We start from the raw sequence: 15784 nt of genomic DNA, 5'->3' as shown, positions 1-15784 counted from the left end.
TCTTTTGTTATCTTTTCTTCTTTTTCTTATTATTGCCTGTTTTCTTCTTGTTTGAGGAGCCGTGAGGCTTTGCGGTGTTGTTCTTTACAGGTTCAGCCTTTTTAACAGTCTTGGCGGCTGCTTTTGCAGGAACTGCCGCGGGCTCCTGGGAGCCTGCTTTCTTTATTACAAGAAGTATGCCCAGCATGATCACTATCGACAGACCTGTTACGATAACGTTGAGGAATGCGTTAGACATCTCGAAGAAATGCTGGACGATACCGGCGATAAGATAGCCGATTGCACATACACCTGCAACAGTGAATGCGTAGGGGAGCTGCGTTGATACATGGTTTACATGATCGCACTGTGCCCCTGTTGAAGCCATGATTGTCGTATCTGAGATAGGCGAACAGTGGTCTCCGCATACTGCTCCTGCCAGACAGGCGGATATACAGATTATTACCATTGAAGGTATCTCTCCCGATGAGCCGACATCGGCAAGCTGCTTGCTGAATACACTGGTTACGATAGGGATAAGAATACCGAAGGTTCCCCATGAGGTACCTGTTGCGAAGGAAAGTCCGATCGCTACTGCGAAAAGAAGCACAGGAAGCAGAAGCTTTACAGCTGTTGCGCTCTCTACAATTCCCGAAACAAAGGGACCTGCCTCCAGGAGACTTGTCATGGTCTTCAGTGTCCATGCGAAGGTTAGGATAAGTATAGCGGGTACCATCTGCTTGAAACCGGCGGGGATAGAGTCCATACACTCGTTAAAGGTGAGCACTCTGCGGCAGAGATAGTACAGTATTATGATAATGAGCGCTCCCAGAGAGCCTACGGACAGACCGAATGAAGCATCGCAGTCGGCGAATGAGTCAATGAAGCTTGCTCCGCTGAAAAATCCTCCAGTGTATATCATTCCGATAACGCAGAGAACTATGAGGATAATAACGGGAAGCAGAAGGTCGATGACCTTGCCCTTGGAGTGTGAGGGCTTTGCGTCTTCGGCATAAACTGTGCTGCGTGTGGTGAACAGATCGCCGTTCCTGGCATTGTTCTCATGAACTCTCATAGGACCGTAGTCTGTATCGCTCAGCGCTATGAAAACTACCATAATAAGGGTGAGTATAGCGTAGAGATTGTAGGGGATAGTCCTGATAAAAAGCTGAATACCGTTTACTCCGTCCACAGTACCGCTGACAGCAGCTGCCCATGAGGATATGGGAGCTATGATACAGACAGGAGCGGCTGTTGCGTCGATCAGGTAGGCGAGCTTTGAACGCGAGATATTGTGCTTGTCCGTTACAGGGCGCATAACAGAGCCTACTGTTAGACAGTTAAAGTAGTCGTCCACGAATATGAGTACGCCCAGCAGGAATGTTGCCAGACTTGCTCCTGCACGGGTCTTGATATGTGCGGCAGCCCATTCGCCGTAGGCGCGGCTTCCGCCTGCTTTGTTCATGAGAACAACGATAATTCCCAGAACTACCAGGAACACAAGGATCCCCACGTTATAGGAGTCAGCCACGTTTGCGATGAGACCGTCCTGGACAACAGTCCTGAACATTCCCGGGAAGCCGCCTGAGGTTGCAGCGGAATAGAGGACTCCGCCTGTGAGTATACCGATGAACAGTGAGGAGTATACCTCTTTGGTGATAAGTGCCAGACCGATAGCCACGATAGGCGGCAGCAGCGACCACAGTGAGCCGACAGCCTCTGACACAGGCGCCTGGATCATGCAGCAGATAATGAAGGCTGCAACGATAAGGGCAAAGATGATTTTGCTAAGATACTTCTTTTTCATACGCATCTTCTCCATTTGTTTGTTTTGATTTTGTCTTTATATTGAGCTGTGCGAAAATGACCGCAGCAAACACCAGCGCACAGCCAATGAACTCTTTTGTACTGAGCTTTTCCGAGAGTATGAGCCAGCCTGAAAGGGCGGCAAATACGGATTCAAGGCTCATTATAAGGGTAGCCGTTGACGGGGGAGTATACCTCTGACCGATCATCTGGAGAGTATAAGCGACTCCGCATGACATTATGCCCGTGTAGAGGATAGTGGTTTTTGCGGCAAAAATACCGCTGAGTGTGGGTTTCTCAAAGATAAACATACAAACAGCCATCAGCAGCCCTGCTGTAAAGAATTGTATACAGGACATCAGCATACTGTCGGCGTTTTCATCGTTGAACCTGTCTATCACCATGATGTGCATAGCATAGAACAGAGCACAGACCAGAACCAGAAGGTCTCCCTTTGAGATGCTTATGCCGTCCCTTATGCACAGGAGATAGAAGCCCAGAATGGCAATAGCGGCGCATAACCAGGTCTTGGGAGTCGTTTTTCTTCCGAAGAAAATGCCCAAAAGCGGAACTATTACCACGTATAGAGCGGTTATAAAGCCTGCCTTGCCTGCGGTAGTCAGCTTTATTCCCGATTGCTGGAAGGAACTGGCGACGAATAGCAGTATACCGCAGCAGATACCGCCTGTTATTGTAGTTTTCAGAGGAGCCTTTTTCTGCTTGTCATCATATTTCCGCAGCGGCGTACAGCGAAAAAGTGCTATGACAGGTATAAGAACAAATCCGCCGATAAGAGTGCGGACAGCATTGTATGTGAAGGGATCAACATAATTCATGCCTTCGCTCTGAGCCACAAAGGCTGTGCCCCAGATGACGGCAGTGATCAGCAGCAGAATACTGCCGCGGAGTTTTTTCAGCATCAAAGAATCACCATTTAATTCCCATATGATACATGGGACAAGATATAAAAATATTATAACACAAACGGGGAGAAGGTTCAACAAATTTTGCTGTCGGACGCCATAATTCCGCATTATATCCAAAGAATCGGTGCTCCGATTATGCTTTTCGACAACAAAAAAGACTCACCCGAAGGTGAGTCTGTGGAAGTTATGAAAAATTATTGGTGCCCTTTATACTCAGCCCCTTGTCGAAGTCATCAAGGAAATGGTGGTACTCACTGCCCAGGTGATAGGAGATAAGGGTCTGGAGATTTACATTTTCCACGCTTCTGAAAATATTCATGTCAACGGAAGGATTGGTCTCACGGAGCTGACAGAGAAGCTGTTTTATCTCAGCGCGTTTGGAGCTGCCTTCGCTTCTGGTTATGCGGCAGGCGCACTGTATGAAGCTTAGTCCGTTGTACGCGCTCCAGCGGATAATATCGTTCTCGCGGACAAGGTAAAGAGGGCGTATAAGTTGAATACCCTCATAGTTTTCGCTGTGCAGCTTCGGCATCATGGTCTGGACCTGTGACCCGTAAAGCATACCCATGAGGATAGTCTCGATAACGTCGTCAAAGTGGTGACCGAGGGCTATTTTGTTACAGCCCAGCTCCTGAGCTGTTTTATAGAGCCAGCCTCTGCGAAGCCTTGCGCATAAGAAGCAGGGGTGCTTTTCAGCCTTTGCGGTGGACTCGAATATCCGTGTCTCCATAAGCTTAACGGGAAGCCCAAGAATCTCCGCGTTGGCAAGTATCTTTTCGCGGTTTTCGGGAGCATATCCCGGATCCATGACTATGTATTCGCTTTCAAAATCGATATTGCCGTATTTTTGCAGCCGTTGTATGCACTTTGCCATGAGCATTGAATCCTTGCCGCCCGATATACAGACTGCTATCTTGTCTCCGTTTTCAATAAGGCGGTATTCTTCGATACCTTTGCGGAACTTTGACCATATACTTTTGCTGAACTCTCCCGTCAGAGAGCTGTCGATACTGCTGTTCATAGGAAACACTCCTTTACTTATATATAATATACAGCGAAAAGACGGGAATGTCAAGAAGTCGGCATTGGGGGTAAAGACAACAATCATATAATACATATTGACTATATATGAAAAATGCGGTATAATAGTAAAGTGATAATTGCGAAAAAACTGCATAATTATATAAGAGGTGATTGACAATGCATAAGCTTGAAAATGATATAAACGACCTTACCAAAAGTATTCTTGCCGACTATGAGGGCAACAGGACTATAGATGAGGTAAAAGCCTACGATCATCCTGAAAATGATGTCATCGTAAATATTATAGAGTCTCTGAGACGCATAATCTTCCCGGGATATTTCCGCAACAAGAGCTACAGGGTCTATACAGTCAGGAACAATGTCTCCATGATACTTGAGGACGTTATCTTCAAGCTTATCAAGCAGATCTCCATTGTGCTTAGGTATGATGATAAGTACGTTATGCTTGGGGACGAGGAGATAACCGACAATGCCGAGAGGATAACATTTGAGTTCCTGAATAAGCTGCCTAAGATAAGGGAGCTTATCGAGACCGATGTTCAGGCAGCCTATGACGGCGACCCTGCCGCTTATAATAAGGACGAGATAATCTACTCCTATCCTGGACTCTATGCGATACTGGTAAACCGTCTCGCTCATGAGCTTTTCCTGCTGGGAGTTCCGCTTATCCCACGTGTCATGACTGAGCACGCTCACAGCAAGACCGGAATCGACATTCACCCCGGCGCTACTATCGGCAGGTACTTTTTTATCGACCACGGTACAGGCATTGTTATAGGCGAGACCACTGAGATAGGGGACAATGTCAAGGTATATCAGGGCGTTACACTTGGAGCGCTCTCCACAAGGGGAGGTCAGTCTCTCAGGAACAAGAAGCGCCATCCTACCATTGAGGATAACGTAACTATCTATTCGGGAGCTTCTATCCTCGGCGGTGAAACTGTTGTGGGCAAGGACGCCGTTATCGGCGGTAACGCATTTATAACCCGTTCTGTACCCGCAGGTGCAAAGGTCAGCATCAAAAATCAGGAGCTGAGATATAATTTTGATTCTCCTGTAGAGCGGGTCAAGAAGGCTGATCTTGATCCGGAGGAGAGCTGGTTCTATATTATCTGATGAAAAAAGCTGCGGTATATAGCCGTATATCGCAGCTTAGAAATTTTTTTGAAGTTTTTTTAAAAAAAAGGGTTGACAAATCAGAAATACCGTGGTATAATATTAAAGTCGTCGGAACTGATAACCGATGAACGGAAGAAAAAGTGGGGGTTTAGCTCAGCTGGGAGAGCATCTGCCTTACAAGCAGAGGGTCACAGGTTCGAGCCCTGTAGTCCCCACCAATTCTTTGGCCTCGTAGTTCAGTTGGTTAGAACGCCTGCCTGTCACGCAGGAGGTCGACAGTTCGAATCTGTTCGGGGTCGCCATTATGCGGATTTAGCTCATCTGGTAGAGCGCCACCTTGCCAAGGTGGAGGTAGCGAGTTCGAGCCTCGTAATCCGCTCCAAAGACGGCGCTATAGCCAAGTGGTAAGGCGTGGGTCTGCAACACCCTGATCCCCAGTTCAAATCTGGGTGGCGCCTCCAGAAGCACTTGCGATCGCAGGTGCTTTTTTTAGTTTACAAGCGTTCCTCGTATGACGGGGGACGCCTTTTTTATGACATGATTGTGAATATAACTTTAATAATAAATGTCAATTTTGTTTAAATCGCAAATTGAAATTTATATGAATTTGTGATAAAATTATAAAAATAAAATATTTAGGGGGAATTGGCATGGATAAGATCAGATTCAGGCGTTTTCTAAGTGTGTTTACTTCACTGTGTATTGTGGGAGCAGTACCTATAGTTACACATAGGAGCAAGCCTGATAAAAGCGGCATTCAGGCAGTGACCGACGATAACAGGGCTCAGCTCCTGGGTATCGACAACGAGAATGAGTATTTCCTCGGCGCGGCATCGCAATTCTCGGTTTTCCTGCATGATGACTTTGCGGCACACGGATCAGACTGCGAGGGAAGACTTGCGGCAGGCGGAAATGCAAACCTTGGAGATCCTGTTTCCTATTCAGTCGGCGCAAAGCTTGAGGAGGGAACCAAGGCTGCCCAGATAGTGGTCGGCGGCGATACTCTTAAGAATTTCCAGCCTGACGAAAAGAATTTCGTTGTTGGTTCAGAGGGGACCATCAGCGACGAGATCAGGCATTTTGCTGACGAAGGTCAATGCGAGATTTATGTGGGACAGCTTATTGACTTTGACAAAGAGTTTGAACTGCTCCGCGAAAGAAGTAAATATCTCTCGGAACTTGAGCCCAATGCTAATCTGGGAGTTGCCCAGTATTACGATAAGGGCTGGACGATAACAGGTAACGATGAAAACCTGAATATCGTAAATCTTGACGAGAAGCAGGCAAAGACGTTCAATGAAGGCTATATCCAGCTGGACGTTTATATCCCCGAGGGTTCATATCTGGTTATCAATGTCCCCGGAGACGATGTACAGCTTCCTCTGACGAACCTGAGACTTTATAATGACAAGGGCGAATTTCTCCGCGATTCAGGCGAGAATATGCCTGTGCTCTATAATCTGAAGGACGCTACTAAGTTCAAGTATACCGGTTCAATACAGGGCTCAACACTGGCTCCCGACGCGGACGGAAGCGGCGACGAGGGCGGACACGTAGCAGGCGCGACCATAGCCAAGTCCTTCGACGGCGGAATACAGTTTGGTTACTCGGCGTTCAATCCTAAGATGCTGAGCAGCACAGAGGTTACCGAGACCACAACTACAACGACAACACCTACTACGACGACAACAACAACCACAACCACGTCGACTACTACAACGACAACAACTACAACCACTACGTCGACAACAACTACTACAACTACCACGACATCTACTACTTCTACGACCACAACCACAACTACTACAACGACAACAACATCTACCACCACCACAACAACCACTACTACAACCACCACTACGACCACAACGACCACTACGACGACCACAACAACTACGACAACGACAACCACAACAACTACTACGACGACCACAACAACTACGACAACGACAACCACAACAACTACTACGACGACAACAACTACTACGACGACGACAACGACAACAACAACAACTACGACGACGACAACGACAACAACTACGACGACGACAACCACAACAACTACGACGACGACAACCACAACTACCACTACCACAACAACTACTACGACTACGACCACAACAACAACATCTGCGACTTCAACTAATACAACAACTACAACAGCAAAGGCGACTACTACAGCTGCCAGGACTACAACAAAGACAGATTCCCCGAAAACAGGTGACCGCAATGCTACAGGCGTCATCGCTCTTCTCGGAGTTTCCGCAGCGGTATTCGCTGTATCCTTAAAGCGCAGAAATAAATAATAACTGAAAGGCACCTTCGGGTGCCTTTTATTTGTTGGTAACATATTTATTTATCAATACGGTATATTTTTTGTAAAAACCTCTTGAATATTTTTGCGGAATATTATATAATATTAATTGTATGGGCTTTTTGCCTGTAGACTATGGATAGCGCTTATATCCGTGGTCTGACCCTAATCCATATTGAGGAGAATCTTATGAAAAAACTGAACGGTATCAAGCTGAAACACCGTAAGAATACGGAAAACAGCTCTACTGTTGTGTTTCCTGTGCCTGCAAAGGTAAGGATTCCAATGTCAATGACTATGGGCGCACCATGTCAGCCTATGGTCAAAGTAGGAGACGAAGTAAAAGTCGGACAGAAAATAGGGGACACGGACGCAGCTTTCAGTGCTCCTGTTCATTCGGGAGTATCCGGAAAGGTAACAGCTATAACCGACTACCGCAACGCTATGGGTGTAGTCTGTAAGATGGTGGAGATAGAGACCGACGGTCAGCAGACTATTTCCGACGAAGTAAAACCTCCTGTTGTCACTGACAAGGAGAGCTTTATCAAGGCGGTCCGTGAGAGCGGTGCCTGCGGTCTGGGCGGTGCAGGTTTCCCCACACATATAAAGCTCAATCCCAAGACAGAAATAGATACACTTATAATCAACGCAGCCGAGTGTGAGCCGTACATAACAGCTGATTACCGCGAGATGATGGAAAATCCCGAGGACATCATTAACGGTATCAACATGGTGAAGGCTCAGCTTGGCATTAAGTGCGCAAAGCTTGCAATTGAAGCCAATAAGCCTGAGGCTATCAAGAACTTTACGGCAATGGCTGAAAATGATGACACTATAGATATTATCACTCTGCCCTCATCATATCCACAGGGAGCGGAGAAGGTCATCATCTATAACTCAACAGGAAGGATAGTCAACGAGGGGGCACTTCCAGCCGATTCGGGAGTCATCGTTATCAACGTGTCAACCATTGCATTCCTTTACCGCTATATGCAGACGGGAATGCCGCTGGTTACCCGAAGACTTACCATTGACGGAAACGCTGTTGGTGAGCCGAAGAATATACAAGCAGTCATCGGTACTTCTTTCAGAGAGCTCCTTGAATTCTGCAAGGCTGATATTGACTCCATAAAGAAGCTCATCGCAGGCGGCCCCATGATGGGAATGTGCGTTCCCGATATAGATATGCCTGTTGTAAAGACCTCCAACGCTTTACTTGCAATAAACCACTATGACGAGCGAAAAACCTCTAACTGCATACGCTGCGGACGATGTGTTAGGGTCTGTCCGCTGGGACTGATGCCCGCTGACATCGACAGAGCCTATAAGACACGCAATGTTGAGGAGCTCAAGCAGCTGAAGGTGCTGCTCTGTATGAACTGCGGAAGCTGTACATATGTCTGTCCTGCCAATAGGAAGCTGGCAGAGACCAATCAGCTTGCAAAGATGCTCATACCAAGAAAGTAAGGAGGCGGAGAGACAATGAACAAGCTTATCGTTTCGCCGTCACCACACGACGAAAACTATGTTAAAACTTCAACAATTATGCTGAATGTAATAATTGCACTTCTTCCTGCATGGGGAGCGGCGATATATTTCTTCGGTCTTCGTGTTATTCCGCTGACTGCGGTCTGTATCGGAAGCTGCATATTCTTTGAGTATATATGCAGGCTCATGATGAAGCGCGACAACACTATCACAGACCTTTCAGCAGTTGTAACAGGACTTATCCTTGCTATGAACCTGCCCGTGACACTTCCGTACTGGATGGCGGTCATCGGCTCGTTTGTGGCTATCGTTATCGTAAAACAGCTGTTCGGAGGATTGGGACAGAACTTTGCAAATCCTGCCATAACCGCCCGAATAGTACTCATGGTCAGCTTCCCTGCGGCAATGACCCATTGGGTGCTGCCTCTCGGTGAGAAGGTGGATGCTGTATCAGCGGCAACTCCTCTCGTACTGAAGGGAATGACCCCGGATAAGCTCAGCGAGATAGGGCAGAGCGTACCGGATTATCTGGACCTGTTCCTCGGAAAGACAGGAGGCTGTCTCGGTGAGGTATCGGCTCTTGCGCTTCTCATCGGCGGACTTTACCTCGCTGCAAGAAAGATAATCTCACTTGCTGCACCTGTTTCATTTATCGGAAGCTTATTCCTCCTCAGCTGGATAGCAGGAGAGGATCCTCTTTATCAGATACTGGCAGGCGGCGTGTTCCTGGGAGCTTTCTTCATGGCTACTGACTACGCCACAACTCCCATAACCACAAAGGGAAAGATCGTGTTCGGTCTCGGCTGCGGTATCATAACCTTTGTTATAAGACACTTCGGCTCATATCCCGAGGGAGTTTCATTCTCAATACTCCTTATGAACGTTCTCACACCATATATCGAGCAGCTCACAAGGACAAAGGTACTTGGTGCAAAGGAGGCTGAGAAAAATGAAGGATAAGGTAAAGCCTACTCTTGTACTCACAGTGATATGTGTTATCGCATCACTGCTTCTTGTATTTGCCTATGAGCTCACAAAAGACCGCATTGCAGATCAGAAAGCACAGAAGTTCTACACCAGTGCCGAGGCATTATTCGGCAAGACTGAATATCGTATAGTAAATACAAAGTGCAAATATGACGAGGTAGAGTCTATTGCGGTTACTTCAGACAAAAAGACCGTTATACAGGTCTGTGCGGACGGATACTCCAAGGAGGGTATAAATATCCTTGTGGGTATCGATGAGCAGGGGGCTGTTTCGGGTATAGAGTTCGTTTCTCTCGGTGAGACTCCGGGTCTCGGCTCAAAGGTAAGAGACGAAGCTGATTTCCGAAAGCAGTTCTACGGACTTACAGCTCCCTCAGAGTCATTTGATGCAATAAGCGGAGCCACATTCTCATCAAAGGGAATGAAGCACGCAGTCGATACTGCTCTCAATGCGTATAATGAAAACAAGGAGGCGATACTCGGTGGCTGAAAATAAGAATTCACTTGTCAAGGAGCTTACAAAGGGCATAATCAAGGAAAACCCCACGCTCGTAATGCTGCTGGGTATGTGTCCAACACTTGCCGTTACCACTCAGGCAATGAACGGTATAGGCATGGGACTGGCGACTACTTTCGTCCTTCTTGGCTCAAATATAGTTATTTCCGCACTTAGAAAGGTCATTCCCGACAAAGTGCGTATCCCCGCATTCATCGTTATCATAGCCAGCTTCGTAACGCTGATCGGCTTTCTGCTGGAGGGCTTCGTGCCAGCACTCTATGACAGCCTTGGCATATACCTGACGCTTATCACCGTAAACTGCATCATCTTCGGAAGAGCAGAGATGTTCGCCAGCAAGAACGGTGTAATAGCCTCGGCCTTTGATGCAATAGGTATGGGCATAGGCTTCACCATAGCGCTGTTCCTTATGGGCTCGATAAGAGAGATAATAGGTGCAGGTCAGTGGATGGGGATGACTATCCCTGTACTTCACGATGATCCTATGCTGCTGTTCATAATGCCTGCGGGAGGATTTTTCACTCTCGGCATGATAATCGCAGCAGTAAATAAGCTTTCAAAGAAGAAACCTCCAAAGGAGATCAGCTGTGAGGGCTGTCCCAATGCGGAAGCCTGCGGAAAGGGAGGTGACTGTCAGTGAAAGCGATAATGGTCATACTTCTGTCCGCAATGCTGACAGATAACTTCGTACTTTCAAAATTCATGGGTATCTGTCCTTTCCTGGGTGTTTCCAAGAAGCTTGACAGCGCAACGGGAATGGGTATAGCAGTTACCTTTGTAATGATATGTGCAACAGTTGTTACATATCCTATCCATCACGGTATACTTGTGCCCAACGGACTTGAATATTTCGACACGGTAGTATTTATCCTTGTAATAGCCCTGTTCGTTCAGCTGGTGGAGAACTTCCTGAAAAAATGCGTTCCCTCACTGTACAGCTCTCTGGGCGTGTATCTGCCGCTGATAACCACGAACTGTGCTGTACTCGGCGTTACAGTGCTGAATATCGACAACGGACTCAGCTTCGGACAGTCCATTGTCAATGCGCTTGGCGGCGGACTCGGCTTCATGATCGCTCTCGTTATATTCTCGGGAGTACGCAAAAAGCTTGAATATGCAGATATTCCCGAGACCTTCAAGGGAGTTCCTGCAACACTTATCGCTGCTTCAATAGTTTCCGTAAGCTTTATGGGCTTCTCGGGACTTTTTAACTGAGGAGGTGGGGAAATGACTACATATCTTATCCCTGCACTCATTCTCGGAGGCTGTGGAATACTGGCAGGAGTTCTCCTTACAGTAGCCGCAAAGGTCTTCCATGTTGAGGTGGACGAAAGAATTGAAAAGATAGGCGAGGCTCTGCCTCAGGCAAACTGCGGAGCCTGTGGATTTGCAGGCTGTGCCGATTATGCTGCTGCAATTGTCCAGAAGGGCGCAGCCACAAATCTGTGCCGTCCCGGAGGAGCTGATGCGGCAGGCAAGATCGCAGCTATACTTGGTACAGCAGCGGCGGAGGTAGTTCCCATGACCGCCGTAGTACATTGCAGCGGAGACTGCAATGCTACCTCACAGGCTTTCCTGTTTGACGGAGTCCAGTCCTGTAAGGCTGTCAAGCGCTTTTACGGCGGAAACGGAATGTGCAAATACGGCTGTATCGGTCTTGGCGACTGTGTCAATGAGTGTGAGCACGACGCTATCAAGGTAGTAAACGGAGTGGCAAAGGTCATACCTGCACTCTGCGGAGCCTGCGGACAGTGCGCGGCAGTCTGTCCCAATCAGCTCATCAGTATCAAGCCTGTTTCAAAGCATATCGACGTTCTTTGTTCGTCGGGCGATAATGGCAAGGCGACAAAGCTTGTATGTAAGAACGGTTGTATCGGCTGTAAGATATGCGAGAAGAAATGTCCTAACGAAGCTATAATGGTAAACAATTTTCACGCTTCGATCGACTATAGCAAGTGTACCAACTGCGGAGCCTGCATGGCAGCCTGTCCTGCAAAGGTTATCCATAGCTGCGAAGTTAAAGCATAATGAAAAGCCCACGTACCGAGGGGAGACACAACTGCGGGAAGAAAAACTAAAACAGAGCCTTCAGAAAAAGATCAAAGGGAAGCACTTCTTCAAAAGAGCTTCCCTTATTTTTTTTATGTTAAAAACTACTATATATGAGAGTAACGGTTATTTCTGTGCCGATGTTTATGCTGTTATGCCTGCTCGCTGAGCCATATTGAGGCACGGTCCTGTATCATGCTGATAGTGGAGTCAATATCCTGACCACCGCTGAGATAGTTCAATACCTCCTCCTCGACTATCCAGAAGAGAGAACTGTCTGTTTCGGAGTACTCCCAGCGGTCTATGGAGTCTATGTAATCATCTATGAAGTCGCAGTCCGCCTGCTCAAGCTTTAGTTCATTGAGCTGTGTGACCTCATTGCCCTGAACGGTAATATCAGTGACGTTACTTTTGTACTTTTCGTCAATGAAATTCTTAGCTATATTTCTGCGGGCTGCATTGTTTATGGGAAAACCCTCCTCAAAGGTGTACTGCACTATCGTTTCACCGCTTTCCGGGTTTGGAAATTCTTCGCAAAAGGCGTAGTTATCTGTCTGGAACTCCTCGGTATAGAATCCGCGGATAAACTCCCATGCCGCCTGCTGCTTCTCCTCGGAAATATTGGAGCGTATAGCTATATCTCCCGTACCGCAGAGAAAGGCACCGCTTCCGTCAGATGAGGGGAAACCGACCAGTGTATATCTTCCGTCACGGAGACGGGCAGAGCTGTTCTCAAAGGTGTTGTAGTCCATATCGCTTATCAGTCCCGCCTGATAGCTGTTTACATATTCAACGTGGACCATTGACTCTCCGTTATAATTATATTCACCCTTCTGACCGCTGTTGCTTGGGAATGTATTGCAGAATTCAAGCATCTTGCGGAAATCGGGATCATCAAAGTGTACCTGGCATTCAGCGTAATCGACAAAAGAGGGCGTATTTGCACGAAGTACATCATAGTAGATATTCTCCGCGTTGACGGATCCGTTTACAGTAGAGCCTTCGGGCATCGCCTCCCAGCGGTCTGTGAATTCATCTATTGTCCAGTTTTGCTTTGTCCCGACATATTCAGACTTTCCCATAAGTGTTTTTGCCCAGTAATGAGTTGGTATGGAATAAAGCTTGCCATCACTCTCACATAGCTCAAGAATATGTTTATTCAGAGTATCGGTATTGACCTCGGGATCGTTCTCCATGAGTTTGTAAAGGTCAACAAAACCGCCTTTGCGCTTGAATATCTCAAACTTTGCACCGTTTCCGAAAGAAAATGGTCCCACAAGGTCAATATCATCAGAGTTAAGAAGTTCCTGAGTGACCTGAAAGTCTATCTGAGTAAGCTCTTCATCGGTAAATCCGTGAGGTATTCCGTCGTCATCGTTGATGCTGCCGAAGGACTTTATCTCGATACGGACTCCATTATCCTCAGCGTTGAACTCGTTGATCCACTGCTTCATATTGTCCCATGGCTCGGTCATACAAGCCATGGTAAGCACTATTTCCTTCGATTTATCCCGTGTTGAAACTTCGGCTGATGTGGATCTTTCTTTTGCTGATGGCATTTCGCCGGTCACGGGGGAGCTCTGTGGGACTGTCTTAGAGCTGCAACCTGTGATAAGTGTCATCGCTGCCATAAGTAATACTGCTTTATTTTTCATTTTGTTTCCTCCTTGTTTCCCGGCATTTTAATTTTTGTATGTCAGGAACTATATATATAACGCTGCCGGTCAACAAAATATCACAAAAAGTGTGCACAAATCGGGATAAGAAAAATATTGAAGAAAAAATATGATTTTTTTCAAAAAAGCACTTGACAAACAACTCATAATGTGGTAAAATATTTAGGTACTGCGGAACAACTGGTTATACAGTCCGCCTCGGTTGGTCTGAGCCGTGTAAAATTTATCAGGCATATATGCGGATATGGCGGAATTGGCAGACGCGCATGGTTCAGGTCCATGTGAACGCAAGTTCATGCAGGTTCAACTCCTGTTATCCGCACTTCAAGAAAGCTTCCCTAAAAGGGAAGCTTTTTTTGTAACATTTTGTATTCTCAGTGTACTAACATACAGAAGCTTCTGAATATAAGGGAAGGAGGGAGAGCTTTGAACAGGGATATTGAAGAATACTACACCCAATATGGTAGGAAGGTCTACGCCTATCTTCTTAGTATCTGCCGTGAGCCTGATACAGCTCAGGAGCTTACACAGGAGACCTTCTGCCAGGCGATCAAGTCTCTCAGCCGCTTCAAGGGCGACTGCTCAGTATATACATGGTTGTGTCAGATAGCTAAATTTCTGTGGCTGAAGGAGCTGAAGTGTCGGAAATACCATCCCTCCGCCTCTGAAGAGGAGCAGCTTGAAAGGCTTGATATAAGCATTGTACCTCCTGATGAACAGCTGGAAAGCTCTGACACTAAAATGACGGCATGGTCTGGAGCGCTCCGTTAGTAAATATCAGAGAGGGTTCTACTCTGACGATACATTGCAGGGATAAGGATATAGTTCTTGACCTTTACAAGCTTTCAGAAGAAGCAGAATAATCAAAGCCGCACATTTATCCGTACTGCTCATATAGCATTTTTATCCGTAATATCAAGGGAAGCCCTTTTGAAAAGAGCTTACCTCAATAGTTGCGAATAACCTGCTATATAAGCATCACGGCTAAGTGCGGCTTTTTATTTTTTCAGGTGGTCTTTTCTGAATTTAGCAGGAGAAACACAGGCGTACTTCTGAAAGACTCTTGAAAAATGCGAATAATCGGTATAGCCGCATTTTTCCGAGACCTCAACAGCGGTAAGATCGTTTTTGCTTAACAGCTGCTTTGCCAGCTCCATACGGCTGGTGAGTATATCCTTTGTGCATGAAACTCCGTAGCGCTGCTTGTACAGTCTCTGGAAATGAGCGACGGACAAATTGAGCTTCTCCGCAATAACAGGTATAGTCCAGTCAAAAGCGGGAGTGTCGTAAATCTGCTGTCGTATAGAGTCCAGCTCGCTGTCATAGTGGGTCTGTACGTTTCTGTGTGTGGGAGAATATGCGCTTTTAAGCTGAAGCATTATCGCAGTCATGAGACAGCGTATTACAGCGTCTTTTTCGGTGTTGTCCGATTCATAGATGTCTCTGCATATCCTTATGAGCTCCGAGACCGTGTCAGAGGGAAGCTTGATAGGGGTATTGAACTCCATTCCGAGACTGTCCAGAAAGTCGTTATCGCCTTCTTCCAGCTCAAACCTTATCCAGTCGTCTGCATATTCCTCGCCAGCGGCTCGGAGTGAGTGGGGAAAGCAGCTTGAGGTCAGGAAAGCAGTATTTGCCTCCGTAAAATACTCAGTTTCCCCCATACAGATACAGGCTTTGGACTGCACAAGTATCAGCTGCATACCGTGGACACCGTTTGGACGGTCTATCCTGAAATCGGCAGGGTGCGTCCAGTGCCAGCCTATCATGTAAACACGCATACCGTTCCTCCTTTCCGCAGTAGTTATCTTATTATAATTATACGTTAAAGTTTTTGGGTTGTCAAATAAAATTGATAGAAAAACACAATTTTATGCTG

14 protein-coding genes and 5 tRNA genes are annotated in these 15784 nt (G+C 46.8%); 14 read left to right on the top strand and 5 right to left on the bottom strand.

Annotated elements, in window-relative coordinates; all coding sequences use genetic code 11:
* Window positions 1–7: 7 nt before the first annotated feature.
* From T488_RS17575 to T488_RS0109835, 3 genes are all read right to left on the bottom strand, one after another.
* Entirely contained in the window at window positions 8–1786 is a 1779-nt protein-coding gene (locus tag T488_RS17575; protein WP_431767946.1) for a Na+/H+ antiporter NhaC family protein, read from the bottom strand.
* Window positions 1767–2705, bottom strand: coding sequence for a DMT family transporter (locus T488_RS17570; protein ID WP_037297680.1), 939 nt, complete (start codon window positions 2703–2705; stop codon window positions 1767–1769). The genes T488_RS17575 and T488_RS17570 overlap by 20 nt, the downstream gene beginning before the upstream one ends.
* A gap of 190 nt (window positions 2706–2895) precedes the next feature.
* Entirely contained in the window at window positions 2896–3732 is an 837-nt protein-coding gene (locus tag T488_RS0109835; protein ID WP_037297678.1) for a tRNA lysidine(34) synthetase, read from the bottom strand.
* Window positions 3733–3911: 179 nt separating this feature from the next.
* Between T488_RS0109835 and epsC the strand changes: the two genes are divergently transcribed.
* The 12 genes from epsC (at window position 3912) to T488_RS0109770 (ending at window position 12208) form a co-directional block, all read left to right on the top strand.
* Window positions 3912–4871 (top strand): serine O-acetyltransferase EpsC, encoded by a 960-nt coding sequence (gene epsC, locus T488_RS0109830; RefSeq protein ID WP_028520640.1) that lies wholly within the window; start codon window positions 3912–3914, stop codon window positions 4869–4871.
* A gap of 145 nt (window positions 4872–5016) precedes the next feature.
* Window positions 5017–5092, top strand: a tRNA-Val gene (locus T488_RS0109820).
* Between the two features lie 7 nt (window positions 5093–5099).
* A tRNA-Asp gene (locus tag T488_RS0109815) sits at window positions 5100–5176 on the top strand.
* Window positions 5177–5180: 4 nt separating this feature from the next.
* A tRNA-Gly gene (locus T488_RS0109810) sits at window positions 5181–5256 on the top strand.
* 5 nt (window positions 5257–5261) lie between these two features.
* Window positions 5262–5335: transfer RNA gene (locus T488_RS0109805), tRNA-Cys, on the top strand.
* A 189-nt stretch (window positions 5336–5524) separates the two neighbouring features.
* The gene (locus T488_RS0109800) at window positions 5525–7180 is read left to right on the top strand and encodes a choice-of-anchor A family protein (RefSeq protein ID WP_028520639.1); all 1656 of its coding nucleotides are present in this window, start codon (window positions 5525–5527) and stop codon (window positions 7178–7180) included.
* Window positions 7181–7377: 197 nt separating this feature from the next.
* On the top strand, window positions 7378–8655 hold the full coding sequence (rsxC, locus tag T488_RS0109795; RefSeq protein ID WP_028520638.1) for an electron transport complex subunit RsxC: 1278 nt from the start codon (window positions 7378–7380) through the stop codon (window positions 8653–8655).
* Between the two features lie 15 nt (window positions 8656–8670).
* The gene (locus T488_RS0109790; protein WP_028520637.1) at window positions 8671–9636 is read left to right on the top strand and encodes an RnfABCDGE type electron transport complex subunit D; all 966 of its coding nucleotides are present in this window, start codon (window positions 8671–8673) and stop codon (window positions 9634–9636) included.
* Window positions 9626–10153, top strand: a complete 528-nt coding sequence (locus tag T488_RS0109785) for an FMN-binding protein (protein ID WP_028520636.1) — start codon at window positions 9626–9628, stop codon at window positions 10151–10153. Before T488_RS0109790 ends, T488_RS0109785 begins: the two co-directional genes overlap by 11 nt.
* Complete coding sequence (gene rsxE, locus T488_RS0109780; protein ID WP_028520635.1) at window positions 10146–10820, top strand: electron transport complex subunit RsxE; 675 nt, start codon at window positions 10146–10148, stop codon at window positions 10818–10820. Before T488_RS0109785 ends, rsxE begins: the two co-directional genes overlap by 8 nt.
* Window positions 10817–11395, top strand: coding sequence for an electron transport complex protein RnfA (locus T488_RS0109775; RefSeq protein ID WP_028520634.1), 579 nt, complete (start codon window positions 10817–10819; stop codon window positions 11393–11395). Before rsxE ends, T488_RS0109775 begins: the two co-directional genes overlap by 4 nt.
* A 12-nt stretch (window positions 11396–11407) precedes the next feature.
* Window positions 11408–12208, top strand: coding sequence for an RnfABCDGE type electron transport complex subunit B (locus T488_RS0109770; protein WP_028520633.1), 801 nt, complete (start codon window positions 11408–11410; stop codon window positions 12206–12208).
* Window positions 12209–12381: 173 nt separating this feature from the next.
* Here T488_RS0109770 and T488_RS0109765 read toward each other — a convergent pair whose 3' ends face one another.
* Window positions 12382–13884, bottom strand: a complete 1503-nt coding sequence (locus T488_RS0109765) for an ABC transporter substrate-binding protein (protein ID WP_028520632.1) — start codon at window positions 13882–13884, stop codon at window positions 12382–12384.
* 259 nt (window positions 13885–14143) lie between these two features.
* On the opposite strand from T488_RS0109765, the gene T488_RS0109760 reads away from it, so the two are divergent.
* Both T488_RS0109760 and T488_RS17565 read left to right on the top strand, forming a co-directional pair.
* Window positions 14144–14227 (top strand) — tRNA-Leu (locus tag T488_RS0109760).
* Window positions 14228–14331: 104 nt separating this feature from the next.
* Entirely contained in the window at window positions 14332–14676 is a 345-nt protein-coding gene (locus tag T488_RS17565) for an RNA polymerase sigma factor (protein ID WP_082320484.1), read from the top strand.
* Window positions 14677–14903: 227 nt separating this feature from the next.
* Here the strand turns inward: T488_RS17565 and T488_RS0109750 are convergent, their stop codons facing one another.
* Window positions 14904–15686, bottom strand: a complete 783-nt coding sequence (locus T488_RS0109750) for an AraC family transcriptional regulator (protein WP_028520631.1) — start codon at window positions 15684–15686, stop codon at window positions 14904–14906.
* Between the last annotated feature and the right edge of the window lie 98 nt (window positions 15687–15784).

Origin of the sequence: Ruminococcus flavefaciens ND2009 (assembly GCF_000621785.1) — a bacterium.
Taxonomy (GTDB): Bacteria; Bacillota; Clostridia; order Oscillospirales; family Ruminococcaceae; genus Ruminococcus; species Ruminococcus flavefaciens_C.
The sequence above is the reverse complement of the archived record's forward strand: the minus strand, read 5'-3'. Positions and strand labels throughout refer to the sequence as shown.

Excerpts from the sequence above, each read along its gene's own strand:
- T488_RS0109770 (WP_028520633.1), top strand. The coding sequence starts at position 11,408 with ATGACTACATATCTTATCCCTGCACTCATTCTCGGAGGCTGTGGAATA.
- T488_RS0109790 (WP_028520637.1), top strand. The coding sequence starts at position 8,671 with ATGAACAAGCTTATCGTTTCGCCGTCACCACACGACGAAAACTATGTT.
- T488_RS0109835 (WP_037297678.1), bottom strand. The coding sequence starts at position 3,732 with ATGAACAGCAGTATCGACAGCTCTCTGACGGGAGAGTTCAGCAAAAGT.
- T488_RS0109800 (WP_028520639.1), top strand. The coding sequence starts at position 5,525 with ATGGATAAGATCAGATTCAGGCGTTTTCTAAGTGTGTTTACTTCACTG.
- T488_RS0109750 (WP_028520631.1), bottom strand. The coding sequence starts at position 15,686 with ATGCGTGTTTACATGATAGGCTGGCACTGGACGCACCCTGCCGATTTC.
- rsxC (WP_028520638.1), top strand. The coding sequence starts at position 7,378 with ATGAAAAAACTGAACGGTATCAAGCTGAAACACCGTAAGAATACGGAA.
- T488_RS0109785 (WP_028520636.1), top strand. The coding sequence starts at position 9,626 with ATGAAGGATAAGGTAAAGCCTACTCTTGTACTCACAGTGATATGTGTT.
- epsC (WP_028520640.1), top strand. The coding sequence starts at position 3,912 with ATGCATAAGCTTGAAAATGATATAAACGACCTTACCAAAAGTATTCTT.
- T488_RS0109765 (WP_028520632.1), bottom strand. The coding sequence starts at position 13,884 with ATGAAAAATAAAGCAGTATTACTTATGGCAGCGATGACACTTATCACA.
- T488_RS17575 (WP_431767946.1), bottom strand. The coding sequence starts at position 1,786 with ATGAAAAAGAAGTATCTTAGCAAAATCATCTTTGCCCTTATCGTTGCA.
- T488_RS17570 (WP_037297680.1), bottom strand. The coding sequence starts at position 2,705 with ATGCTGAAAAAACTCCGCGGCAGTATTCTGCTGCTGATCACTGCCGTC.